This window comes from Salegentibacter profundi, from assembly GCF_054121475.1.
On the sequence record NZ_JBSYGG010000001.1, the window covers coordinates 206,448 to 226,309 of the forward strand.

At 39.8% G+C, this 19,862-nt stretch carries 14 protein-coding genes; 7 read left to right on the plus strand and 7 right to left on the minus strand.

Annotation, left to right across the window (positions count from 1 at the left end; genetic code table 11):
- Positions 1–9: 9 nt before the first annotated feature.
- The 5 genes from ACW6NC_RS01060 to ACW6NC_RS01080 all read right to left on the minus strand — a co-directional run bounded on the left by ACW6NC_RS01060 (position 10) and on the right by ACW6NC_RS01080 (position 4,605).
- The gene (locus ACW6NC_RS01060) at positions 10–699 is read right to left on the minus strand and encodes a YjjG family noncanonical pyrimidine nucleotidase (protein ID WP_457863180.1); all 690 of its coding nucleotides are present in this window, start codon (positions 697–699) and stop codon (positions 10–12) included.
- Entirely contained in the window at positions 686–1,975 is a 1,290-nt protein-coding gene (locus ACW6NC_RS01065; RefSeq protein ID WP_457863181.1) for a polysaccharide deacetylase family protein, read from the minus strand. Before ACW6NC_RS01065 ends, ACW6NC_RS01060 begins: the two co-directional genes overlap by 14 nt.
- Positions 1,976–1,984: 9 nt before the next feature.
- Positions 1,985–2,686 (minus strand): RadC family protein, encoded by a 702-nt coding sequence (gene radC, locus ACW6NC_RS01070; protein ID WP_457863182.1) that lies wholly within the window; start codon positions 2,684–2,686, stop codon positions 1,985–1,987.
- Positions 2,687–2,764: 78 nt separating this feature from the next.
- The gene (locus ACW6NC_RS01075; protein WP_457863183.1) at positions 2,765–3,673 is read right to left on the minus strand and encodes a Mur ligase domain-containing protein; all 909 of its coding nucleotides are present in this window, start codon (positions 3,671–3,673) and stop codon (positions 2,765–2,767) included.
- A 53-nt stretch (positions 3,674–3,726) separates the two neighbouring features.
- Positions 3,727–4,605, minus strand: a complete 879-nt coding sequence (locus ACW6NC_RS01080; protein WP_457863185.1) for a tetratricopeptide repeat protein — start codon at positions 4,603–4,605, stop codon at positions 3,727–3,729.
- 198 nt (positions 4,606–4,803) lie between these two features.
- Here ACW6NC_RS01080 and ACW6NC_RS01085 point away from each other — a divergent pair, with 198 nt between their 5' ends.
- The 7 genes from ACW6NC_RS01085 (at position 4,804) to ACW6NC_RS01115 (ending at position 17,953) form a co-directional block, all read left to right on the plus strand.
- Positions 4,804–9,507 (plus strand): gliding motility-associated C-terminal domain-containing protein, encoded by a 4,704-nt coding sequence (locus tag ACW6NC_RS01085; protein ID WP_457863186.1) that lies wholly within the window; start codon positions 4,804–4,806, stop codon positions 9,505–9,507.
- Positions 9,508–9,532: 25 nt separating this feature from the next.
- The gene (locus tag ACW6NC_RS01090) at positions 9,533–10,474 is read left to right on the plus strand and encodes a PorP/SprF family type IX secretion system membrane protein (protein ID WP_457863188.1); all 942 of its coding nucleotides are present in this window, start codon (positions 9,533–9,535) and stop codon (positions 10,472–10,474) included.
- 12 nt (positions 10,475–10,486) lie between these two features.
- Entirely contained in the window at positions 10,487–12,172 is a 1,686-nt protein-coding gene (locus tag ACW6NC_RS01095) for an OmpA family protein (protein ID WP_457863189.1), read from the plus strand.
- Positions 12,173–12,986: 814 nt separating this feature from the next.
- A complete protein-coding gene (gene ltrA, locus ACW6NC_RS01100; protein WP_457863190.1) occupies positions 12,987–14,279 on the plus strand; it encodes a group II intron reverse transcriptase/maturase in 1,293 nt (430 codons plus the stop codon).
- 157 nt (positions 14,280–14,436) lie between these two features.
- Positions 14,437–15,129, plus strand: coding sequence for a glycosyltransferase family 2 protein (locus tag ACW6NC_RS01105; RefSeq protein WP_457863192.1), 693 nt, complete (start codon positions 14,437–14,439; stop codon positions 15,127–15,129).
- Entirely contained in the window at positions 15,129–16,595 is a 1,467-nt protein-coding gene (locus ACW6NC_RS01110; RefSeq protein WP_457863194.1) for a cellulose synthase family protein, read from the plus strand. Before ACW6NC_RS01105 ends, ACW6NC_RS01110 begins: the two co-directional genes overlap by 1 nt.
- An 8-nt stretch (positions 16,596–16,603) precedes the next feature.
- Entirely contained in the window at positions 16,604–17,953 is a 1,350-nt protein-coding gene (locus tag ACW6NC_RS01115; RefSeq protein ID WP_457863195.1) for a glycosyltransferase 87 family protein, read from the plus strand.
- Positions 17,954–17,989: 36 nt separating this feature from the next.
- Here ACW6NC_RS01115 and ACW6NC_RS01120 read toward each other — a convergent pair whose 3' ends face one another.
- Positions 17,990–18,961 carry a deoxyhypusine synthase family protein gene (locus ACW6NC_RS01120; protein ID WP_457863197.1) on the minus strand — a complete coding sequence of 324 codons (972 nt, stop codon included), beginning with the start codon at positions 18,959–18,961 and terminating at the stop codon, positions 17,990–17,992.
- The gene (gene speB, locus ACW6NC_RS01125; protein ID WP_457863199.1) at positions 18,954–19,829 is read right to left on the minus strand and encodes an agmatinase; all 876 of its coding nucleotides are present in this window, start codon (positions 19,827–19,829) and stop codon (positions 18,954–18,956) included. Before speB ends, ACW6NC_RS01120 begins: the two co-directional genes overlap by 8 nt.
- Between the last annotated feature and the right edge of the window lie 33 nt (positions 19,830–19,862).

Genomic DNA, 19,862 nt, shown 5'->3' on the forward strand with positions numbered 1-19,862 from the left:
CAAATATTACTAAAGATAGTCTCTTAGTTCATTTAACGTTTGAATTTGTCTTACATCGATTTTTTCCTTTTTCTGATAATAATCGAAGTAAATCGAATTCATTCCAAAATCTAGTGCGCCTTTTATATCGGCAACAAGATTATCACCAATCATAAGGCTTTGGGAGGGAAGAGCACTGGTTTTATTTAAGGCAGTTTCGAAAATTAGGGAATGAGGTTTCTTCACACCAGCTTCCTCCGAAGTAGTCACGGTGGCAAAAAAATTACTAATGCCAGAATTAAAGAGCTTTTTATGCTGAACTTCCTCGAACCCGTTGGTAATGATATGAAGCTGGTAATTAGCCTCCAGATAATTCAGTATTTCCAGACTCCCATCCAGCAAATGATTATTTTGAGGCAGATATTCGATATAGTCCACCGAGAGTTCTTCAATAGTTTTAGTGGAAGTATCCATTTGCAATAATTCAAAACTATCTTTTAATCTCCCAATGCGCAAATCTTCTTTACTTACTTGATTGTCCCGGTATAATTCCCAGTATTTAAAATTTACTGGCACATATACTTCTAAAAAATCCTGAATCCTTATGGAGATTTTTCTTTTACTAAATATCTGCTCGAAAGCCAGGGCTGAATTTTTATCAAAATCCCACAGGGTATGATCAAGATCAAAATAAATATGGTCTATATTATTTAATTTCATGGATCTGTTTTAAGATGGAATAATATAGTTCTTTATTAGCATAATCCGAAAAATCCTGGTTCTTAAAGATAGCATTGAAATTTCCTTTAACTGCCTTGACATCACGCAACATTTTAGCTACCTCACTTTTTATTTTTCCGTTTAACTCATTCTCCAGAATATTAGAATTAAAAGCGTAAGAATGAACTCTTAAAGGTGTAGTAACTTCGGTATTGATGTCATAAAACAAAAAAGGCGTACAGGTGCCCGCTCTAAAACCAGGTGTATCAGGATAACCCATAGAATAATCATCGGGAATTTCCAGTTCGGTTAAGTTATTATAATGTTCAGGAAGGCTCAGGTTATATTTGCTATTCAAAACAGCCTGCAAGGGAGAATGAACAATTTCTTCCAGTCTGAGCTTTTCCTTTCTTAGGGTCTTAATATTCTGTAAGGCATAAAAACCCAGAAGCAAACCCACCATGGTATAGTCTGCAACGTATTTAATTACCGACCTATGCGGCATCCTGTTGGGATTAATATTTCGGTCATGAACGGTAAAATCACTAAGCTGAAACAAGAAAATAAGCTTTAAGCGGTGTTTTTTTATAAGGAAGATTAAATCCTCAAAAATATTGAAAGGATCTTTTTTGAATCGCAATAATACCTGTATCCTATCCAACACCTTCCCGAATTGAAGTTTCACCAGATCCATAAACATTCCAACAAGGCTCCTTACAAAACCTTTATTCCGATAGCTAAAGGCATGTTCTACTGCAATAATACTTTGTACAGAAAAATGACGTTTTTTTTCATTGAGATCAGGAAAACGCTGTTGAAGGACTTCGAGAAAGTTATAGGCCCAAACATCCACTACAGGTCTTTGAAGAAAACCCTCCTGTTCTGCCAGACTTTCAGAGGCTGGAAATCGTCCATATTCATCCTTGACATGGGGTAAATACTCCTCATACCGGCTTAGCAAATAAAAAGAAGCTGCAAAAATATCAAAGGGAAGATCGCTTTTTTCAGTAGCGGGAAAAAAACAAAAACTATCCCCCCAGGGCTGAACTTTTATTTCTACTTCGGAGAGCCCCTGCTCCATTAGTAAACCGGTATTCTGAATAAAAAGCTCATTTCCAAGCGCCTGTTTACCATAGGAGAGTTTCATTCCATCATGGGCTATAAATTCTTCAATTTTAGAAGTAAATCTTATCGAAATCCCCAACATATTTGTGCAAATATGCTTAAAAATATAGATGATCCTTGGGGTGATTTTCTGAGTATAAATTAAAAGCATTCCTGGGTTTTAAAGCACACCTTCATCGGCAAAGCTAAAATAGGCGTTTTCAGTTACAATAACATGATCCAGCACTTTAATATCCAGACTTTGGGCGGCAGTCTTAAGCTTTCGGGTAAGTTGTTTATCAGGCTGACTGGCCCGTAATGTTCCCGAGGGATGGTTATGAACCAGAATAATGGAGGTAGCCGAGAGTTCTAGGGCTTTTTTGAGAGTTAACCGGACATCCACAAGAGTTCCAGTAATCCCCCCTTTACTAAGCTGCACCTGTTCAATTACTTTATTGGAATTATTTAGATAAATAATCCAGAATTCTTCGTGTGGAAGCTCCCCTATTACTGGTTGCATCAATTCAAAAACGGAAGTACTCGAGGTTATTTTTCTTCGCTCCATGGCTTCCTCGATACGTCGACGACGCCCTAATTCCATAGCTGCTATAATACTCACAGCTTTGGCTGTACCAACCCCCTTGAATTTACACAGCTGTTGAACCGAAAACTTCCCCAATTCACTTAATTTATTCTTTCCGGAAGCTAAAATGCGTTTACTAAGTTGTACCGCGCTTTCATTAGGACTGCCTGAACCAATAAGAATGGCAATCAATTCAGCATTACTTAGGCTTAACTTCCCTTTTTGGATTAGTTTTTCCCGGGGACGATCATCCTTTGCCCATTGTTTAATACTGAAATTTAATTGTTGTTCATTCTTCATGGCCTGTTAAAGATAAAAAATACTTTTATATCTCTCCTAATCAACCTCAAAATGAATCACTTATACCTAGAAACCTACTTATTCTTCCATAACTTTGAAATCGATAATTGCTTCATAGAAATCATCTTCATCAATCCCCATGTGTTGGCATATCCATTTGGCTCCGGCGAGATTATTGATATTTTGTGGCCCGGAAATCTCCAAGGGCATCTCTCCTTCAGGGGTATCAAGAATAAAAGTTTTATCCACGACATGATACTCTGGACTGGAATAAGGATGTTTTCTTATTGGGTTTTCAGTTTTTTCGGCCATTTCAGGAAGATTTTTATCCTCCTCATTATAAACCAGGATACCGCCGTTTACAATGGAATCGATAAAAACCTGGGACTGACCGACAGTATCTTGCTCAGGAGCATTATCCCAGCCTATCCCGCTCAATAAAGCTATGTTTGGTTGGTAAAGATGAAATTTCGGTCGAGAGTCAAAAGCAGATACAGATGATTCATCGCCTTCAATCACAATAAAATCACTCTCTTGGTTAAGATTTATCGTTTCTTGAAAACCGGAAATTGGTGTCTCAAGCATGAAATCCACCCTCTTCCCATGGTAATTCATCACGTGAAGAACCATTGCGGTAATAACGGATCTTCCCTGGCTCCCAGCAATAACCACACGGGTCGTCTCCCTTGACATTTCAAAAATAAACTCAGCAACTGAATATATTTCTAAGCCGAGCTCTTTGGCTCGTTTATACTCAGGATTATCATCCCCTACTTCTCGCCCCAGGATGACGGCATCTAATTGTGTCGTTATTTTTTCCGGAAACCAGCCCAATGCTTGAGGATATAGTTCATGAGCTCGCAAGGCAATCTCCGATGGATCACTAATATCCTCATCGCTTCCGTTAATTTGATATCCTTTGTTTTGTAAGGCAATGGCAAGACTTTGCATTGCACTTTCACCAATCGCGACAAAGTGCACATTCATAAAGCAAAAATTTTCAACAAATATACTTATTTAAGCCTGAAGATTAGACAAATTTACATTTGAAGAATGCGCATTTTTTCTTTTTCAGCCTCAGGAAAAATAACTCTATGGCTAAGTGCTAAATTGATATTTTTAAGTGCTTCTTCCCTTTTATTTTGAAAGGCCTTAATTCTGGCAAGATGCAAATAAGCATAGGCCGGGGATTTTAAATCCTTATAATCGTAATTGGCTATGTATCGTTCTAAAAACGCTGAGGCTTTTTGAGGATAAATATTCAAAACCGCTGCGCTCTGGCCTAATTCATAATTGATGTAGTTTCTGGTGACAAGCTCAGGATTATTCACGGCAACTTTTATAGCTTTTCCGATTTCTTCCTTAAATGCTTCCTGCTCCTCCTCCATGTCATAGATATAAGCTTTGGCCAGATGAGCATCTACCTTATTGAGGTCACTAAGTTCATCAACGTATTTCATGGCGGCTGTTTTTCCTCCACCAACAAGTGAAGGTATTTGCATATAGAACTCCACCAGTGCTCGCCTAGCTCCAGCATGTTCGGAATCAAGCTTGGCAGCAGCAAGCAAGGATTTCTTTATTTCATTAACCAGAAGGGCTGCCCGGAATTTAGATCCTGCCATGGCTTTCATGCCAAGAGCACCTCCTAACTTATAATGATAGTGGGCTGAATCCGGGTTCTTTTTAACCAGATCTCGATAATATTCAATTGCTAGATCCCAATTCTTATTATAACTGGCAATATCACCAAGAAGATCCATAGCCTCCTCTTTTTCCTTGAATTCTAGCAAAATACTCTTTGCCCGCTGTATTTCTCCATTTTCAAGCAACTTTACCCCATCCTCAAAGGAACTCTGAGCCATAGCTAAAGGCGAAACCAGGATAAACGCAATGAAAAATCCTTTAAAAAACAACCTCATATATTAAAATTTTCTTAAATTTAGACCAATATTGAAACAATTTATCATTCCTGAATTCTTACAAATTCTTAAAACGACCTATAAATGCTAATTATTGTTAAACTAGCATGCAATAAGACTGCCAATGTTAAAAATAATTTTAATATTTGTGCTACTTAAATCAGTTTAAATCTAATATTTAAAATTAACACCTAGCCTATGCAAAATTTTACTTTTGGGAGGAAGGGAACGAATTGGTTCCTTTTTGCCTTTGTAATGTTAATTGGAACCTTGCCCTCATTTGGGCAGTGCCCCACAGAAGGAGGAACCGATTCCGAACAGACCTTCTGTTATTTGGAAACTGTCGGCGATATTTCGACCGATGGGGATGCGATCTACCAAACTGCGGATAATACCAATGACACGCAGCCCATTCCTGAGTCTGAATTACTAACCGATGGAGTTACTTACTATGTTGGCTCAACTTCCGGGGACTGTACTAGAATTGCTGTAACAGTCACAGTAAACAGTACTCAAAGACCTCTAAATGAGCTTACCAATGACCGGACTCCTGGTTTTGAATACACCACATGTGCTTCTGAAGATTTCAGTGCAGCCGATCTTGCCACTATCTTTACAGCAGATACCGGCTATGATATTGAAGTCTACGATTCTGAATTCGGAGAAACTCCATATACCGGAGTCTTAGATGCAGGAGGTAGTTACTTCGTAGGCCAAGTGCCAATAGCTGGAGAAGATGCGGAGAATGATATTTGCCCGTCTTTAAGAACAGCAGTTGGCTTCAATCCAACTCCTATTGAGGGCCCCACTGCAGACGCTACCCAAACTTTTTGTGAGAGCGCTACCATAGCAGATTTGGATGCCAGTGGCACTTATACCGATACTCAGGCTTTGAGATGGTATCGTTCCGAATTTGCCAATTCACCTTTATCTACATCCACTGAATTAATCGATGGCCAGACTTACTATGTTGGCCAAGTGGTCAATGATAGAAACAGTCCACTGCCACCTTGTGAGACTCCTGTTGAAGACAGGACAGCAGTTACGGTAGAACTTGTTGAAGGACCCGATGCTGGTGAAGATGCTACCGGGGTTATCTGTGAGTCCGATGTGCAGGATATATTTCCTGGAGAACCAGAAGTTAAGGAATATTATCTTAACCTTTTAGATGAAGGAGTTCCAAGGGATGGAACTTTTAATCCAACTATTGACCAGCTTATATCACAGTATCAAAATGATGCAGATGGTGTTGGTGATTTCACCACTACATATACTATTGGTGCAGATGATTGCACAGATTCAGTAGAGCTTACCGCAACCGTTATTCCAGCAGTAGATGCTGAAGCAGGTGATGATGTTACCTTAAGCTACTGTGTGGAACAAGATGAGGAAATAGATCTTTCTACCTTCCTAAGTTCAGATGCTGTGACAACAGGAGAATTTTCTACTCCTTATGAAGATGGAATTTTTAATCCGTCCGTCGAAGGAGAAGGTACCTATACAATTACTTATTCCGTAAACGAGGATAATTCATGTGTAAATGGTTCAGATGAGGCAACCTTTACCATCCAGGTGAATGAGGTCAATGAGGAAAATATCACCCTTACTATAGATCCTGCTGAATTTGAAGGCATGACCAACATTGAGGCGTTAGATGAAATATCCAGCAGATTTGCGCCATATTTTGATGATCCATCACCTGATCCAAATGACTTTGATCCTGCTTTAGAAGTAGCATTCGCAGGTTTGGATCCGGAAAATCCAGAAGGAACGTACAATATTTCTTATACCGGTAATTCTTGTGAGGTATTAAACTTCACAGTGGTGATCGAAAAGGATGAACCAATTGTGGACGAACCAGGGATAGGAATTGTATGTGAAAGTGATGTTCAGGAAACTTTCCCAGGAAGACCAGAAATCAGAGCCTTTTATTTAGATCTACTTCCTGATGGCGTAGATGAGGGAGGAACATTCGATCCTACAATAGAAGAAATGGTAGAAATTTACAATAATGATGATGATGGTTTGGGAGATTTCACCACAACGTATACCGTAAACAATGAATCTTTCGAACTTACAATAAGGGTAATACCAACTATCGAAGCCAATGCAGGAGTTGGCCAAAGCATTACTTACTGCACTGGTGCGGGTGAACAAGACCTCTATGCCCTTCTCAGTGATGATGCTAATGAAGATGGTACATTTGAAGGTTATGAAGATGGTTTATTTAATCCATCTGTAGAAGGCGAAGGTACTTATGAAATCACCTATAGCGTTACCGACGAAACTGCCTGTGTAACAGGAACTGCTTCAGCAACCTTTACAATTACTGTAAGTGAAGGAGATGCAAACGCAGGAAGTGATAATACTGGTGTTGTTTGCCAGGCGGATTTACAGGAAATGTTTCCTGGAAAACCAGAGATCAGAGAGTATTATCTTGATCTTTTAGATGACGGTGTAAGCCGAGATGGAACTTTTGATCCTACTATTGATGAATTGCTAGAAATTTACCAAAATGATGAAGATGGCATTGGTGATTTTACAACGACTTATACTCTGCAGGATGGAGAATGCTCAGATTCCGCTGAACTTACCATTAGAGTAATTGAAGCTGTCGAGGCTAATGCAGGTGAAGATATCGAAACCACCTTTTGTTCCAATGAGGAAGATCAGGACTTATATAATTTATTAAGTGAGGATGCTAATCCAAATGGATATTTTGAAGGTTATGAAGACGGAATATTTAGCCCTTCTGAGCAAGGTGCAGGTCTTTATGAATTCAATTACGTTGTAGATGATTCTTCAGCATGTGTTGAGGGAGTAGATTCGGCTGTATTCAGCATTGAAGTGCTAGAGGCTCCGAATGCGGGTGATGATTTTGCTCAAACAATCTGTATTACCGAAGCTCAAGAAATGATTGCAAACCCACAGGACGCCATTGATTGGTTTAATTCGATAGTGGATGTGGATGGTGTTGATCAGGACGGAGAATTTGATCCGGCTTTAACTAGCCTTGCTGCTGATATTTTTGCATACGTTAGCGCACCGGATTCCCCAAGCGCCACATTTGAAACTTCTTATTCAGTTTCTAATGAAAACTGTGAAGATTCAGCGAATATTTCCCTGACTATCACCAATCTTGAGGAAGCAGAAGCAGGTGAGGATGTTGAATTGACATTCTGTCTTTCACAAGGTGATATGGATCTTAGGGACTACCTAAGCGATGATGCCAATATAAATGGTTACTTCGAAGATTTCGATGGTACCATAAATACATCAGACCTCGGGGAAGGAGAATTTAATTATACCTATGTAGTTGATGAAACTGTAGATTGTGTAACCGGAGAAGATTCAGTCGAATTTACAGTTACTATAATTGGAGATTTAGATGCCGGAGCTGATAAGTCAACATCAATCTGTAATGCTAATATTGAAAATGGAATGTTCCCTAATTCTACCACAGTTAGAGAATATTATTTGAATATGCTTGATGAGGGAGTTTCCAGAGATGGTACTTTCAGCCCAAGCATTCAGGAATTGGTAAACTGGTATAACAATGAAAGTGAGATCGGTGATTTTACTACCACTTATACTATTAGCGAAGGAGAATGTTCTGATTCAGCTGTCTTAACTGTAACAGTATACGAATCAATTCCTGCAGAAATCGATCCTATTGATGATGTGACGCTTTGTTCCATCGACGACGATCAGGACTTGTACTCTTTCTTACCCGATGGTGCCGATACTAATGGCTATTTTGAGGGATACGAAGACGGAATGTTTAGTCCTTCTGCCACAGGCGCAGGTGAATTTGAAGTAACCTATACTTTAGATGAAACTTCACCCTGTGTGACAGGAGAAGCTTCTGCTACCTTTACAATCACTGTGCTGGAAACCGTAACTGCAGGTCAAGATATGACTGCTAGTTTCTGTGAAACCGATGGAGAGCAGAACCTTTACAACTTCCTTGATGCAGAGGCATCAGCTGAAGGTGATTTCACCTACAATGATGAAGTCCTTGTTGATGGTATGTTCGATGCCAGTGTGATGGGTGCCGGATCTTACGAGGTGACCTATACTGTTGAGCCAATCAACGATTGTGGTGTGGCAACTTCCATTCTTACTGTTACAGTAAATGAAGTTCCCGACGCTCCAACAGCTCCTGAATTGGATGCTTTCTGTGCCATCGAGATGGCAACTGGAGCCGACCTTCCCGTGGCAGAAGGACAAACCTGGTATGCCGATGCTGAATTAACCACTATGGTAGAAGTAGAGGACATACTTGAAGATGGGCCTTATTACTTAACTGTGACTTCTGACAACGGATGTGAATCTGAAGCTACCGAAGTTATTGTTAGCGTCAACGACTCCGAAGCGCCAACAATTAGTTCGACAAACCTGGAGTTTTGTGATGCCGATAATCCTACCATTGCTGATCTTAATTCCGAAATAATGGAAAGCGGTGAGATCACCTGGTATGATTCAGAAGACGGAACCAATGCTCTTGGTACTTCTACTACCCTAACCTCAGGAACTTACTACGCAACCCTAACCGGAGAAACGGGATGTGAAAGTTCCCAAAGATTGGCTGTAACGGTATCTGTTGAGAACTGTCCTATCATTTACCCAGAGGCGATTACGCCAAACGGAGACGGCAGGAATGATACCTTCATTATTGAAAATATCACTAATGAATATCCAAACTATTCTATTGAGATCTTTAACCGATGGGGTAATGTGATTTACAAAGGAAATGCCTCTACCCCAGCTTGGGATGGAACAGCTAACCAATCAGGTACCTTTGGAGACGATGTGTTACCGGTAGGTGTTTACTTCTACGTGATTGATTTCAACGACGGAAGTACCGAACCAAAACAAGGTAAAGTATACTTAAGTAGATAATCAAAAGGATAAACACTAGAAAGAAATGAAAATAACAATCACAAAATATCTAATATTCGCGGGCATTATCCTTTTCTCTATTAAGGGTATGGCTCAGCAAGACCCAATGTTCACTCAGTACATGTACAACATGAGTGTCATTAACCCAGGGTATGCTACTGATAATCCCGGTATGCTTAACCTAGGTGGTATTTACAGGTCTCAATGGCAGGATGTTGAGGGTGCTCCAAGCACCTTCAGCTTCTTCGCTCATACCCCTGTAAGTGAACGCGTAGAACTTGGCTTAACCGTTGTGCATGATGAAATTGGTAATATTGTAAAAGAAAACAATATCACAGCCGATTTTGCTTATGTACTACCAGCAGGACAATCAAGTAAAATTTCCTTTGGTTTAAAGGGAGGTTTAAGCACCTTTGATGCTAATCTTGCAGGTCTTTCTGTAGTCGATCCGGGTGATCCAGCATTGCAAAATGTAAATGAAGTATTTCCTGTATTTGGTGTAGGAGCTTTCTGGTTCGGAGACAACTATTATTTAGGTGCCTCTGCCCCCAACCTTTTTACTTCAAAATACATTGAAAATGAACAAGGTCTTCAGGCATTGGGTAAAGAAGAAATTCACTATTACCTAACTGGTGGTTATGTCTTTGATATAAGCCAGGATGTACGCCTAAAACCTGCATTTATGGCAAGAGCTGTTCAAGGGGCTCAATTAGCGGTGGATGTTACTGCAAACGTGCTCCTTTACGACAGACTGGAAGCTGGAATCGGGTACAGGTTTAACGAAACTATTACGGGACTTGTGAACTTCAAGATCACTCCTTCCTTAAGAGTTGGTTATGCCTATGATCATTTTACTTCAGATTTCCTGGGGTATAATGTGGGAGGAACCCATGAGGTTATGTTATTATGGGACATCGACCTCTTCGGCCTTACAAAAGGATACGACAAATCACCTAGATTCTTCTAAAAACCGCGAAACATGAAAAATATATATAATACATTTTTATTATTGCTAATAAGCATTACTGCCATTGGACAGAGCTCCCAGATTAGAGAGGGCGATAAGCTTTTTGCGCAACGGGCGCTTATCGATGCAGCAGAGGCTTATGAGCAGGTTGTAGATAAAGACAAAGAGGTATTGCAAAACTTAGGTGATGCCTATTTCTACACCAACCAAATGGAAGATGCAGTTGAGACTTATCGACTGCTTTTCCTAAGACATGAAGCTGAAGTATCTCCTGAGTACCGATTCAGATTTGCACATGCATTACGGGGTACTGGAGAAAATGAAGAGGCTGATGAGCATATGAGCGAATTCACTGGAAAGGATGTTGATTTTGATCAGTTCCAGAGAGAACTCGATACTATCGCTCCTCATGTTTACACTACTGATCAGATTATGAACAATAGTGCAGCTGCCGATTTTGGAATTGCTTATATGGGGGACCGTATCGTTTTTGCTTCTACAAGAAATCAAGAACGTCCTATTTATCCCTGGAATAAGAAGCCTACTTTAGATTTATATAGCGCAGAAATGACCGACGAGGGTGAATTGGTTGATATCCTCCTTTTTTCCGAAGAAATCAATACAGATTCTCACGAAAGTTCTGCCACATTTAATGAGGATGGAACCGTAATGTACTTTGATCGCACCAGCGAAAAAAGAGTGAAAAACGAAGAAGGCGTACGAGTTGCTCACATTAAACTTTACCGTGCTGAATTGGTAGATGGGGCCTGGACCAACATCGAAGCGCTTCCATTCACCAGCGACGAGTACTCTACCGAACACCCTAGCCTTAGTGAAGATGAGAGCAAACTATACTTTGCCAGCGATATGCCGGGCTCCGAAGGCTCTTTCGATATCTATGTAGTAGATATTAATGAAGACGGAACTTACGGAACTCCACAAAATCTTGGTACTGGAATTAACACGCCGCAGCGCGAGCAGTTTCCCTACATCAGCGAAGAGAATGTTCTTTATTTCGCTTCAGATGGACACCAGGGATACGGAAATCTGGATGTTTTCAGAAGTGAAGGAGATTTCTCAGAAGCTCAAAACCTTGGTGCGACTGTAAACTCCAATCGTGATGACTTTGCTTTCGTTATTAAAGAAGGTGACGAAAAAGGTTACTTTGCCTCTAACAGAAGAGGAACAGACAACCTTTACTTATTTGAACGCGAAGACTACGAGCCTCCAGTTGTTGATTACGATGATCGAGAAACCAATCCTGAAACAGGAAGACAACAACTTAGAGGAGTAGGAAATATCTACTTCGATTTTGATAAAGCAACAATTAAGGACGAATCTAAGCCCACTTTAGATAAGGTTGTAGACATTATGAACAAATATCCTTCAATCGACATTGAGATAGGTTCTCACGCTGATGCCAGAGGTTCTGACCAGTATAACATGGGACTGTCTGAAAGACGTGCAGCTTCTACTCTGGAATATCTTGTTGAGAATGGAATTGACCGTAATAGGTTAACCTCTAAAGGTTATGGCGAAAGCATGCCGCTTAATGATTGTACCCAACCAACTGGTTGTACCAAAGAGCAATATGCTGTAAACCGTAGAAGCGAATTCACTATTATGAATGAGCAAGGTCAGCCTGAAGATAGAGATGACTACCAAACTAACGAGGAAGAAGTAGAAGACGAAAATTAATTCGCTTAGCTAACTAACCAACCTTTAAAAGCCCCGGAAATTCCGGGGCTTTTTGTTTGCCCTGCATGCAAACAATTCCGGGACTTGAAAGAAAGTCTGCTCACCTGATCGGAGGGAAGAGCAATGCGAAGTCAAGTGCGTCACTGGCAACGGTGGGGTGTAAAGGAAGACTTAGCAAGTTAGTGGAACATAGAGAAATCGAACCGATTCTGGCATATATTGGGGGTAAGGTTGCAAAAAGTGCCAACGCCCAAAATCCGAATGGCAATATATGTTAAAACGGATGGCTTCACTACCAGGAATGTTTTAGCTTAACAGGGGAAGCCTGATTATTCGCCTTTCTAGGCTAAGCAGAAACAAGTCGAGAGACAAGGATTTGTTATGGAAAATCAGGTGACAGATGAGTCCGTAGTAGTGAGAAAATTTGGGCCTGAGAAGCACTGGTAACAGCGTGGAGGAGAAAACCCGAATGACATTACACAAGAATCGCATAATCAGTTGTAATGACTGTCACAGATTAGATGTGACGGATGCGAAGGGATGAAGTTAAATCAAGTACAGGAAGTTCTTTAGAAGGATTAGCTATAAGCGAAGACAATCGGAATTGAAACATTCTGAGGAATTGCAGCAAAGAGGAGTGACGAGCTAACTCTGGCTGTTAATCCGCGCGAGCATTGAGTAGTAAGATTTTTTTTTTTTTTTACTGTTATAGATTGCCACAGTGCTAAAGACAACAGTATACCTTATGAACAAACAATCTATCTAATTCTGCTGAAGAAAATAAACCGTACTGCAAAGAAGAGAAAGTTTCATTATGCGAAAATGGTACAGTCTTATAGACAAGGTATATGCATTACCGAGACTGGAACAAGCCTACCGTGAGGTAAGGAAAAATAAAGGTTCCAGAGCCAAGGGAGTGGATAACCAAAGTATAGCTGATTTTAGTTCAGCTTTAGAGGAGAATTTGTGCCAACTCTCCAGGGAACTGAAAGAGGGGAGGTATAAGCCACAGCCGGTAAGGCGGGCCTATATCGACAAACCAGACGGGAGCAAGAGAGGATTGGGTATCCCAACCATCAAAGATCGTATTGTACAACAATCGCTGCTTAATGTGTTGCAACCTATCTTCGATCCCGAATTCCATCCCTCCAGTTATGGGTATCGTCCTAAACGAAGTGCTCATCACGCCATTGCCAAAGCAGAGCGCTTTAGTCGGTACTATGGTCTGGATCATGTAGCAGACATGGATTTATCCAAATGTTTTGATACTCTAGACCATCGGCTGATAGTGCAAAGCGTGGGCAAACGGGTAAGTGATGGAAAGATACTTAAACTGATAGGGAGCTTTTTAGAATCCGGCGCACTCGATGGAGAGCGCTTCACACCTACAAAGAAGGGGAGCCCACAAGGGGGAATTATCTCACCGCTCCTGATGAATATCTATCTGGACGCATTCGACCAGCATATGAAAAATTCAGGCATACGAATGGTGAGGTTCGCCGATGACGTCTTGTTGTTTGCGCCAACCAAAGCTCAAGCTGGAAAATATATGGCTAAAGCCACGAGTTATCTGGAAAAAGAGCTTCGGTTAGAAGTGAATAAAAACAAGAGCAGTCTGACAAACCTCGAAGAAGGCATTCACTATCTAGGTGTGGTAATAAAGCCCTTTGGAGTAGTGGTATCCCACAAAAGCATCAAGAGGTTCAAAAAGAAAGTAAAACTACTAACCCCTAGAACTAAAGGGCAAAGTATAGCTTTCTATATTAAAGAACTGAACCCGCTATTAAGGGGCTTTGCCAACTACTTCCGAATAGGCCTGACCAAAAAGCTGTTCCAGGATCTTTTAGGCTGGATCAGGAGAAGGTTACGAATGATGGTGATGAAAAGCTGGAAAAGTTGGAAACCTCTTCACCGACAACTAAGGCGTATGGGTTATAAGGGGAATTTTCTTAAGATATCGGTAACCCGATGGAGAAACTCCTCCACCAATTTAATACACTACGCCCTGCCAAATAAGTACTTCTCAGAACTAGGGTTGTACGCCATGGACACAGTTGAAGGGAATACTTTGCATCAGTACTATCAAACAGTACTGAATAAGATTTAACATGAGCCGTGTACGAGACCCGTATGCCCGGTTCTGTAAGAGGGATGAAGATAATAAATGCTCAAATATTTATTATCTTCACCCTACTTGATTATTTAAAAATTTTCATGGAGAACCCCTTACTCAAAGTTATATTTGTCCCCAAGCTATTTACCCTATGCCTCCAATAATTAAAGTAATAATCCCAGCTTTTAACGAAGAAGCCTCGATCGCCAAGGTAGTTGCTGAAATCCCTAATTTCGTAGAGGAAATCATCGTAGTCAGTAACAACTCTACTGATAATACCGAAAAAAATGCCCATGCAGCTGGGGCCACAGTTTTGAAAGAAGAAAGAAAAGGTTATGGTTACGCCTGCCTAAAAGGGATAGAATATCTTGAAAGACAGCATATCCAAACCAATATCATAGTCTTTCTCGATGGTGATTATAGCGACTATCCTGAGGAACTAACAAAAATTATATCTCCCATTTTAGAAAAAAATATGGATATGGTCATTGGTACCAGAGTAAAAGAATTACGGGAAAAAGGTTCTATGACCAAGCCACAGATCTTCGGAAACTGGCTTGCAACTTTTTTAATGAAATTATTTTTTGGAGCAAGATTTACAGATCTGGGACCATTCCGGGCTATTAAATTTGAAAAATTACTTGCCTTGCAAATGGAGGATAAAACCTATGGCTGGACTGTAGAGATGCAGTTGAAGGCCCACAGGAAAAATTTAAGCTATTCAGAAGTCCCGGTAAGGTATAAAAACCGTATCGGCACTTCAAAAGTTTCAGGCACCGTGAAAGGTGCTATCTTTGCAGGAGTAAAAATCCTGGGATGGATCTTTAAATACAGTTTTAAATAATGGAGATAGCAATTCTAATTTTATATACTCTTGCTCTACTGATTATTTTCATCTACAGTATATCACAACTCCAGTTATTACTAAACTTTCACAAAGCCAACAAGAAAGCCCCCACCACAGAGAAATTTGATTTAAACGAAAAAAATCAGATCCCCCTTGTAACTATTCAGCTTCCTCTTTATAATGAATTATATGTAGTCGAGCGGCTGTTGAATAATATCTCTAAAATTGAATACCCGATAGAAAAAATGGAGATCCAGGTTTTGGATGATTCCACCGATGAATCGGTAGCCATAATAGCCAAAAAAGTTTCAGCAATGAAAGAAGCTGGTTTCGACATCAAACATTTACATCGGATTACACGAACTGGTTTTAAGGCAGGGGCTTTAAAAGAAGGCTTAAAAACAGCCAAAGGGGATTTCATTGCTATTTTTGATTCCGATTTTTTACCAAAAAACAACTGGCTTCTACAAACCGTCCCTTATTTTAAAGATCCAGAAATAGGGGTGGTACAAACTCGCTGGGTTCATATCAATAGGAATTTTTCCTGGCTTACAAAAATTCAGGCTTTCGCACTCGATTTTCATTTTATTCTGGAACAAACCGGTAGAAATTTTGCTCGGCATTTCATAAATTTTAATGGTACAGCAGGGATCTGGCGAAAAGAATGTATTCTGGATGCAGGGAACTGGAGTGGCGATACCTTAACCGAGGATCTGGACCTTAGTTACCGGGCACAACTCCGAAACTGGAAATTCAAATATCTCATGGATGTTGAGACCCCAGCTGAACTCCCGGTAGCGATCAGTGCGGCAAAATCTCAACAATTCCGCTGGAATAAAGGAGCAGCCGAAAACTTCAGAAAAAATTACCGGGAACTACTCAAAGATAAATCTGCCTCCTTTAGCACCAAATTCCATGGTTTTTTCCATTTACTGAATTCCAGTATGTTTCTGATCGTATTATTACTGGCAATTTTAAGCCTCCCCGTTTTATACATAAAAAACCAGAATACACAGTTAGGCTGGTATTTTAACTGGATGGGAGGATTTCTAATAAGCACCATCATTTTTTTCTTTTGTTATTTTGCAGCCTGGAGAAAGATTCACGGTGGAGGATTTAAAAGCTTAATAAAATTTATTGGAATGTTCTTAAGCTTTTTTACCCTTGTTTTGGGATTTTCCCTGCATAATTCCATAGCAGTTATTGAAGGGCATCTAGGTAAAAGATCTGAATTTATTCGAACACCAAAATTCAATATAAATACCATTAACCAAAACTGGAAAGACAACAAATATTTAAGTAAGAGAATAGGTCCACAATTATTTTTGGAAATCGGTCTATGGCTGTATTTTGGCTTTGCTCTATATAGTGGATTCTTATTAAAAGACTTTAGCCTGGCAATTTTCCATTTAATGCTATTTATCGGTTTTGGGTTTGTGGTCTTTAAAACGGTTAAACCTTAATTGGAATAATGAAGGTATTCTTTCATAATCATCGCTTCAGTATTCTTATAGCATTAACTGGTTTCGCTTTTTATGTCTCCTTCGCTTACCAACTTGACCGAAGCAACTTCATAAAACTCATTGGCCTCTATGGAGGACTATTTTTTATGAGCGTCAAATTGATTCAGCTCAAAAAGTTCAATTTTTGGTTTCTCGCTAGCATAGCGCTCTTCTACAGGCTCATCTTTCTTTTTGCCTTACCTAGCCTATCCCAAGATTTTTTTCGTTTTATCTGGGACGGAAAACTGATTCTGGAAGGAATTAACCCTTATTTGCACCGGCCATCTGAACTCATTGGAAGTTTCCAGGGTATTTGGAATGAGCTTTATGCAGGCATGGGAGACCTAAGCTCAGGAAATTATACCAGTTATCCACCGGTAAACCAGTTTATTTTTACCCTTTCAGCTTTATTGGGCGGAAAAAGTTTACTTGGCCCTGTCCTGGTAATGCGCCTTGTTATTATTTTAGCCGATCTCGGCACGCTCTTTATCGGCAAAAGATTGCTTGAGCATCTCAATCTCCCACAGCATCAAATTTTTTGGTATATTCTGAATCCCTTTATCATCATAGAACTTACCGGAAATCTCCATTTTGAAGGGGTGATGCTGTTTTTCCTGATTCTTGGGTTGTATTTACTTCACAAAGGAAAGTGGATCTGGAGTGCAGTAGTGTTTGGAATTTCGATTTCGGTAAAATTAATTCCACTGATGTTTCTGCCATTTATTTGGAATTATTTTCAGAAAGGACAGAAACTGGAAAGTAAAAAATTAGGAGCTTATTATCTCGTGGTCGGAATTACTATTTTACTTAGTTTTCTGCCATTCCTTTCATCGGAACTAATCTCAAATTTATCATCCAGTATATTGCTCTGGTTTAAAGAATTTGAATTTAATGCCAGCATTTATTACATAATTCGTTGGATTGGTTTCGAACTTAAAGGCTATAACATTATCGCCACCACAGGAAAAATATTACCAATTGTAACACTCCTAATTATTCTCGTCTTAGCTTTCTTTAGAAGAAATAACTCTATTAAAAAAATAATAACTTCTATGCTATTAGGGGTCACAGTTTATTTCTTTCTTTCCACTACTGTGCATCCATGGTATATAGCTACTCCTCTTCTGCTTTCGGTCTTTACAAAATATCGGTTTATGATTTTATGGTCATTTCTTATATTTCTTAGTTACTTTGCTTATTCCAATGCCGAGTTTAAGGAAAATTACTGGATGCTTCTGGTAGAATATCTTACCGTTTTCAGTTATTTATTTAAAGAAATTTACAACAATGAGTTCTTAATAAAAAAGCCTGCAATTTGAATTACAGGCTCCCTTACAATTAAAAATATATCTCTTTTACATATCAAGTAAATAGGCGAATACCAGGGGTGCCACAATGGTCGCATCACTTTCTATAATATGTTTTGGTGTGTCGATATCCAGTTTACCCCAGGTAATTTTCTCATTGGGAACGGCCCCTGAATAAGAGCCGTAGCTGGTAGTAGAATCTGATATCTGACAGAAATAACTCCAGAAAGGAGTATCGGTTCTTTCCATATCCTGATACAGCATAGGCACTACACAAATTGGAAAATCTCCGGCAATACCACCTCCTATCTGGAAGAATCCAATACCTTTTTTAGAATTATCGGTGTACCAATCGGCAAGAAAGGTCATATATTCTATACCGGATTTCATAGTACTGGCTTTAAGCTCTCCTTTTAGAACATAGGATGCAAAGATATTCCCCAGGGTACTGTCTTCCCAGCCAGGCACCACCATAGGTAGATTTCTTTGGGCAGCAGCATACATCCAGGAATCTTGGATATCAATCTCGTAATGATCCTCTAAGACACCAGAAAGCAACAACTTATACAAAAATTCGTGTGGAAAGTAACGCTCCCCTTTTTCTTCAGCCTCTTTCCAGATATCTACGATTCTATGCTGAATTCTTCTGAAGGCTTCTTCTTCGGGAATACAGGTATCAGTAACCCGATTGAGGCCTTTTTCAAGCAAATTCCACTCTTCTTGAGGCGTAAGGTCACGATAATTGGGAACACGTTTATAATGAGAATGTGCCACAAGGTTCATGACATCTTCCTCCAGATTGGCCCCGGTGCAAGAAACGATATGCACCTTATCCTGGCGAATCATCTCTCCGAATATTTTACCAACCTCTGCAGTGCTCATAGCTCCAGCCAGAGAAACCAACATTTTTGATCCTCTTTGCAGCTGCTTTTCATAATCCTTAGCAGCATCTACCAAGGCGGCTGCGTTAAAATGTAAATAGTATTTTTCTATGAATTGCGAAATCGCTCCTTTATTCATCTTCGTCTTCGGGATTATGATTTAAATACTTGAATTTGTAGCTTAACATTTTATAATAAAGTTTTGCCGCAAGAAAATCAGATGATTTCTCATTTTCATTTGGAGAAAGTTCTACGATATCAAATCCTACTACATTTTTCTTCTTAAACATCAACTTGAGAAACTCTAAGGTTTCATACCAGAAAAGCCCACCTGGTTCAGGGGTTCCGGTTGAAGGCATAATAGAAGGATCGAAAGCATCCAGGTCTATCGTGATAAATACATTAGGTGTCATTTGACCTATAGCATCCTCCATCCAATCTTCATAAAGATCATCCGCAAAATAAACCTGGTTCTCATCCATATGTTCCACTTCGGAGATATCCATAGACCTTATGCCCACCTGGACCAGGTTTGTTCGTTTGCTTGCCTCGTATACCGCACAGGCGTGGTTACAAGATGATCCTTCATATTCCGGTCTAAGATCAGCGTGAGCATCCAGCTGTACCACGGTTAGATCCTCAAAACTTTCATTAAAAGCACGAATTGTTCCAATTGAAACCGAATGCTCCCCTCCGAAAATTGTAACAAACTTTTCTTGCTTTATATAATTCTTTACGGTTTTATGAACTGCTTCCACCATCTTCTCAGGAGAGGAGTTTTCTGTAACAGCCGGAGCCAAATATACTCCCTTTTTGTACACCTCACTTCGTGTCTCAATGTCATAAAGTTCCATGTTTTCTGAAGCTTCTAAAAAAGCTTTCGGGCCTTTATCTGCACCTTTTTGCCAGGAACTTGTTCCGTCATAAGGAACAGGAATTAATACCACTTTTGCATCGTCTATGCGAGAATACTTATCTGGTATCCCGGCGTAATTCTTTTTGTTCATTTTAAAAGTTGATTGAATAAGAGTTAGTTGTAT

Coding starts and splice junctions, on each gene's coding strand:
- ACW6NC_RS01090 (WP_457863188.1), top strand. CDS start 9,533: ATGAAAATAACAATCACAAAATATCTAATATTCGCGGGCATTATCCTT.
- ACW6NC_RS01095 (WP_457863189.1), top strand. CDS start 10,487: ATGAAAAATATATATAATACATTTTTATTATTGCTAATAAGCATTACT.
- ACW6NC_RS01065 (WP_457863181.1), bottom strand. CDS start 1,975: ATGCTTTTAATTTATACTCAGAAAATCACCCCAAGGATCATCTATATT.
- ACW6NC_RS01080 (WP_457863185.1), bottom strand. CDS start 4,605: ATGAGGTTGTTTTTTAAAGGATTTTTCATTGCGTTTATCCTGGTTTCG.
- ACW6NC_RS01075 (WP_457863183.1), bottom strand. CDS start 3,673: ATGAATGTGCACTTTGTCGCGATTGGTGAAAGTGCAATGCAAAGTCTT.
- ACW6NC_RS01105 (WP_457863192.1), top strand. CDS start 14,437: ATGCCTCCAATAATTAAAGTAATAATCCCAGCTTTTAACGAAGAAGCC.
- radC (WP_457863182.1), bottom strand. CDS start 2,686: ATGAAGAATGAACAACAATTAAATTTCAGTATTAAACAATGGGCAAAG.
- ACW6NC_RS01115 (WP_457863195.1), top strand. CDS start 16,604: ATGAAGGTATTCTTTCATAATCATCGCTTCAGTATTCTTATAGCATTA.
- ACW6NC_RS01085 (WP_457863186.1), top strand. CDS start 4,804: ATGCAAAATTTTACTTTTGGGAGGAAGGGAACGAATTGGTTCCTTTTT.
- ACW6NC_RS01110 (WP_457863194.1), top strand. CDS start 15,129: ATGGAGATAGCAATTCTAATTTTATATACTCTTGCTCTACTGATTATT.
- ACW6NC_RS01120 (WP_457863197.1), bottom strand. CDS start 18,961: ATGAATAAAGGAGCGATTTCGCAATTCATAGAAAAATACTATTTACAT.
- ACW6NC_RS01060 (WP_457863180.1), bottom strand. CDS start 699: ATGAAATTAAATAATATAGACCATATTTATTTTGATCTTGATCATACC.
- ltrA (WP_457863190.1), top strand. CDS start 12,987: ATGCGAAAATGGTACAGTCTTATAGACAAGGTATATGCATTACCGAGA.
- speB (WP_457863199.1), bottom strand. CDS start 19,829: ATGAACAAAAAGAATTACGCCGGGATACCAGATAAGTATTCTCGCATA.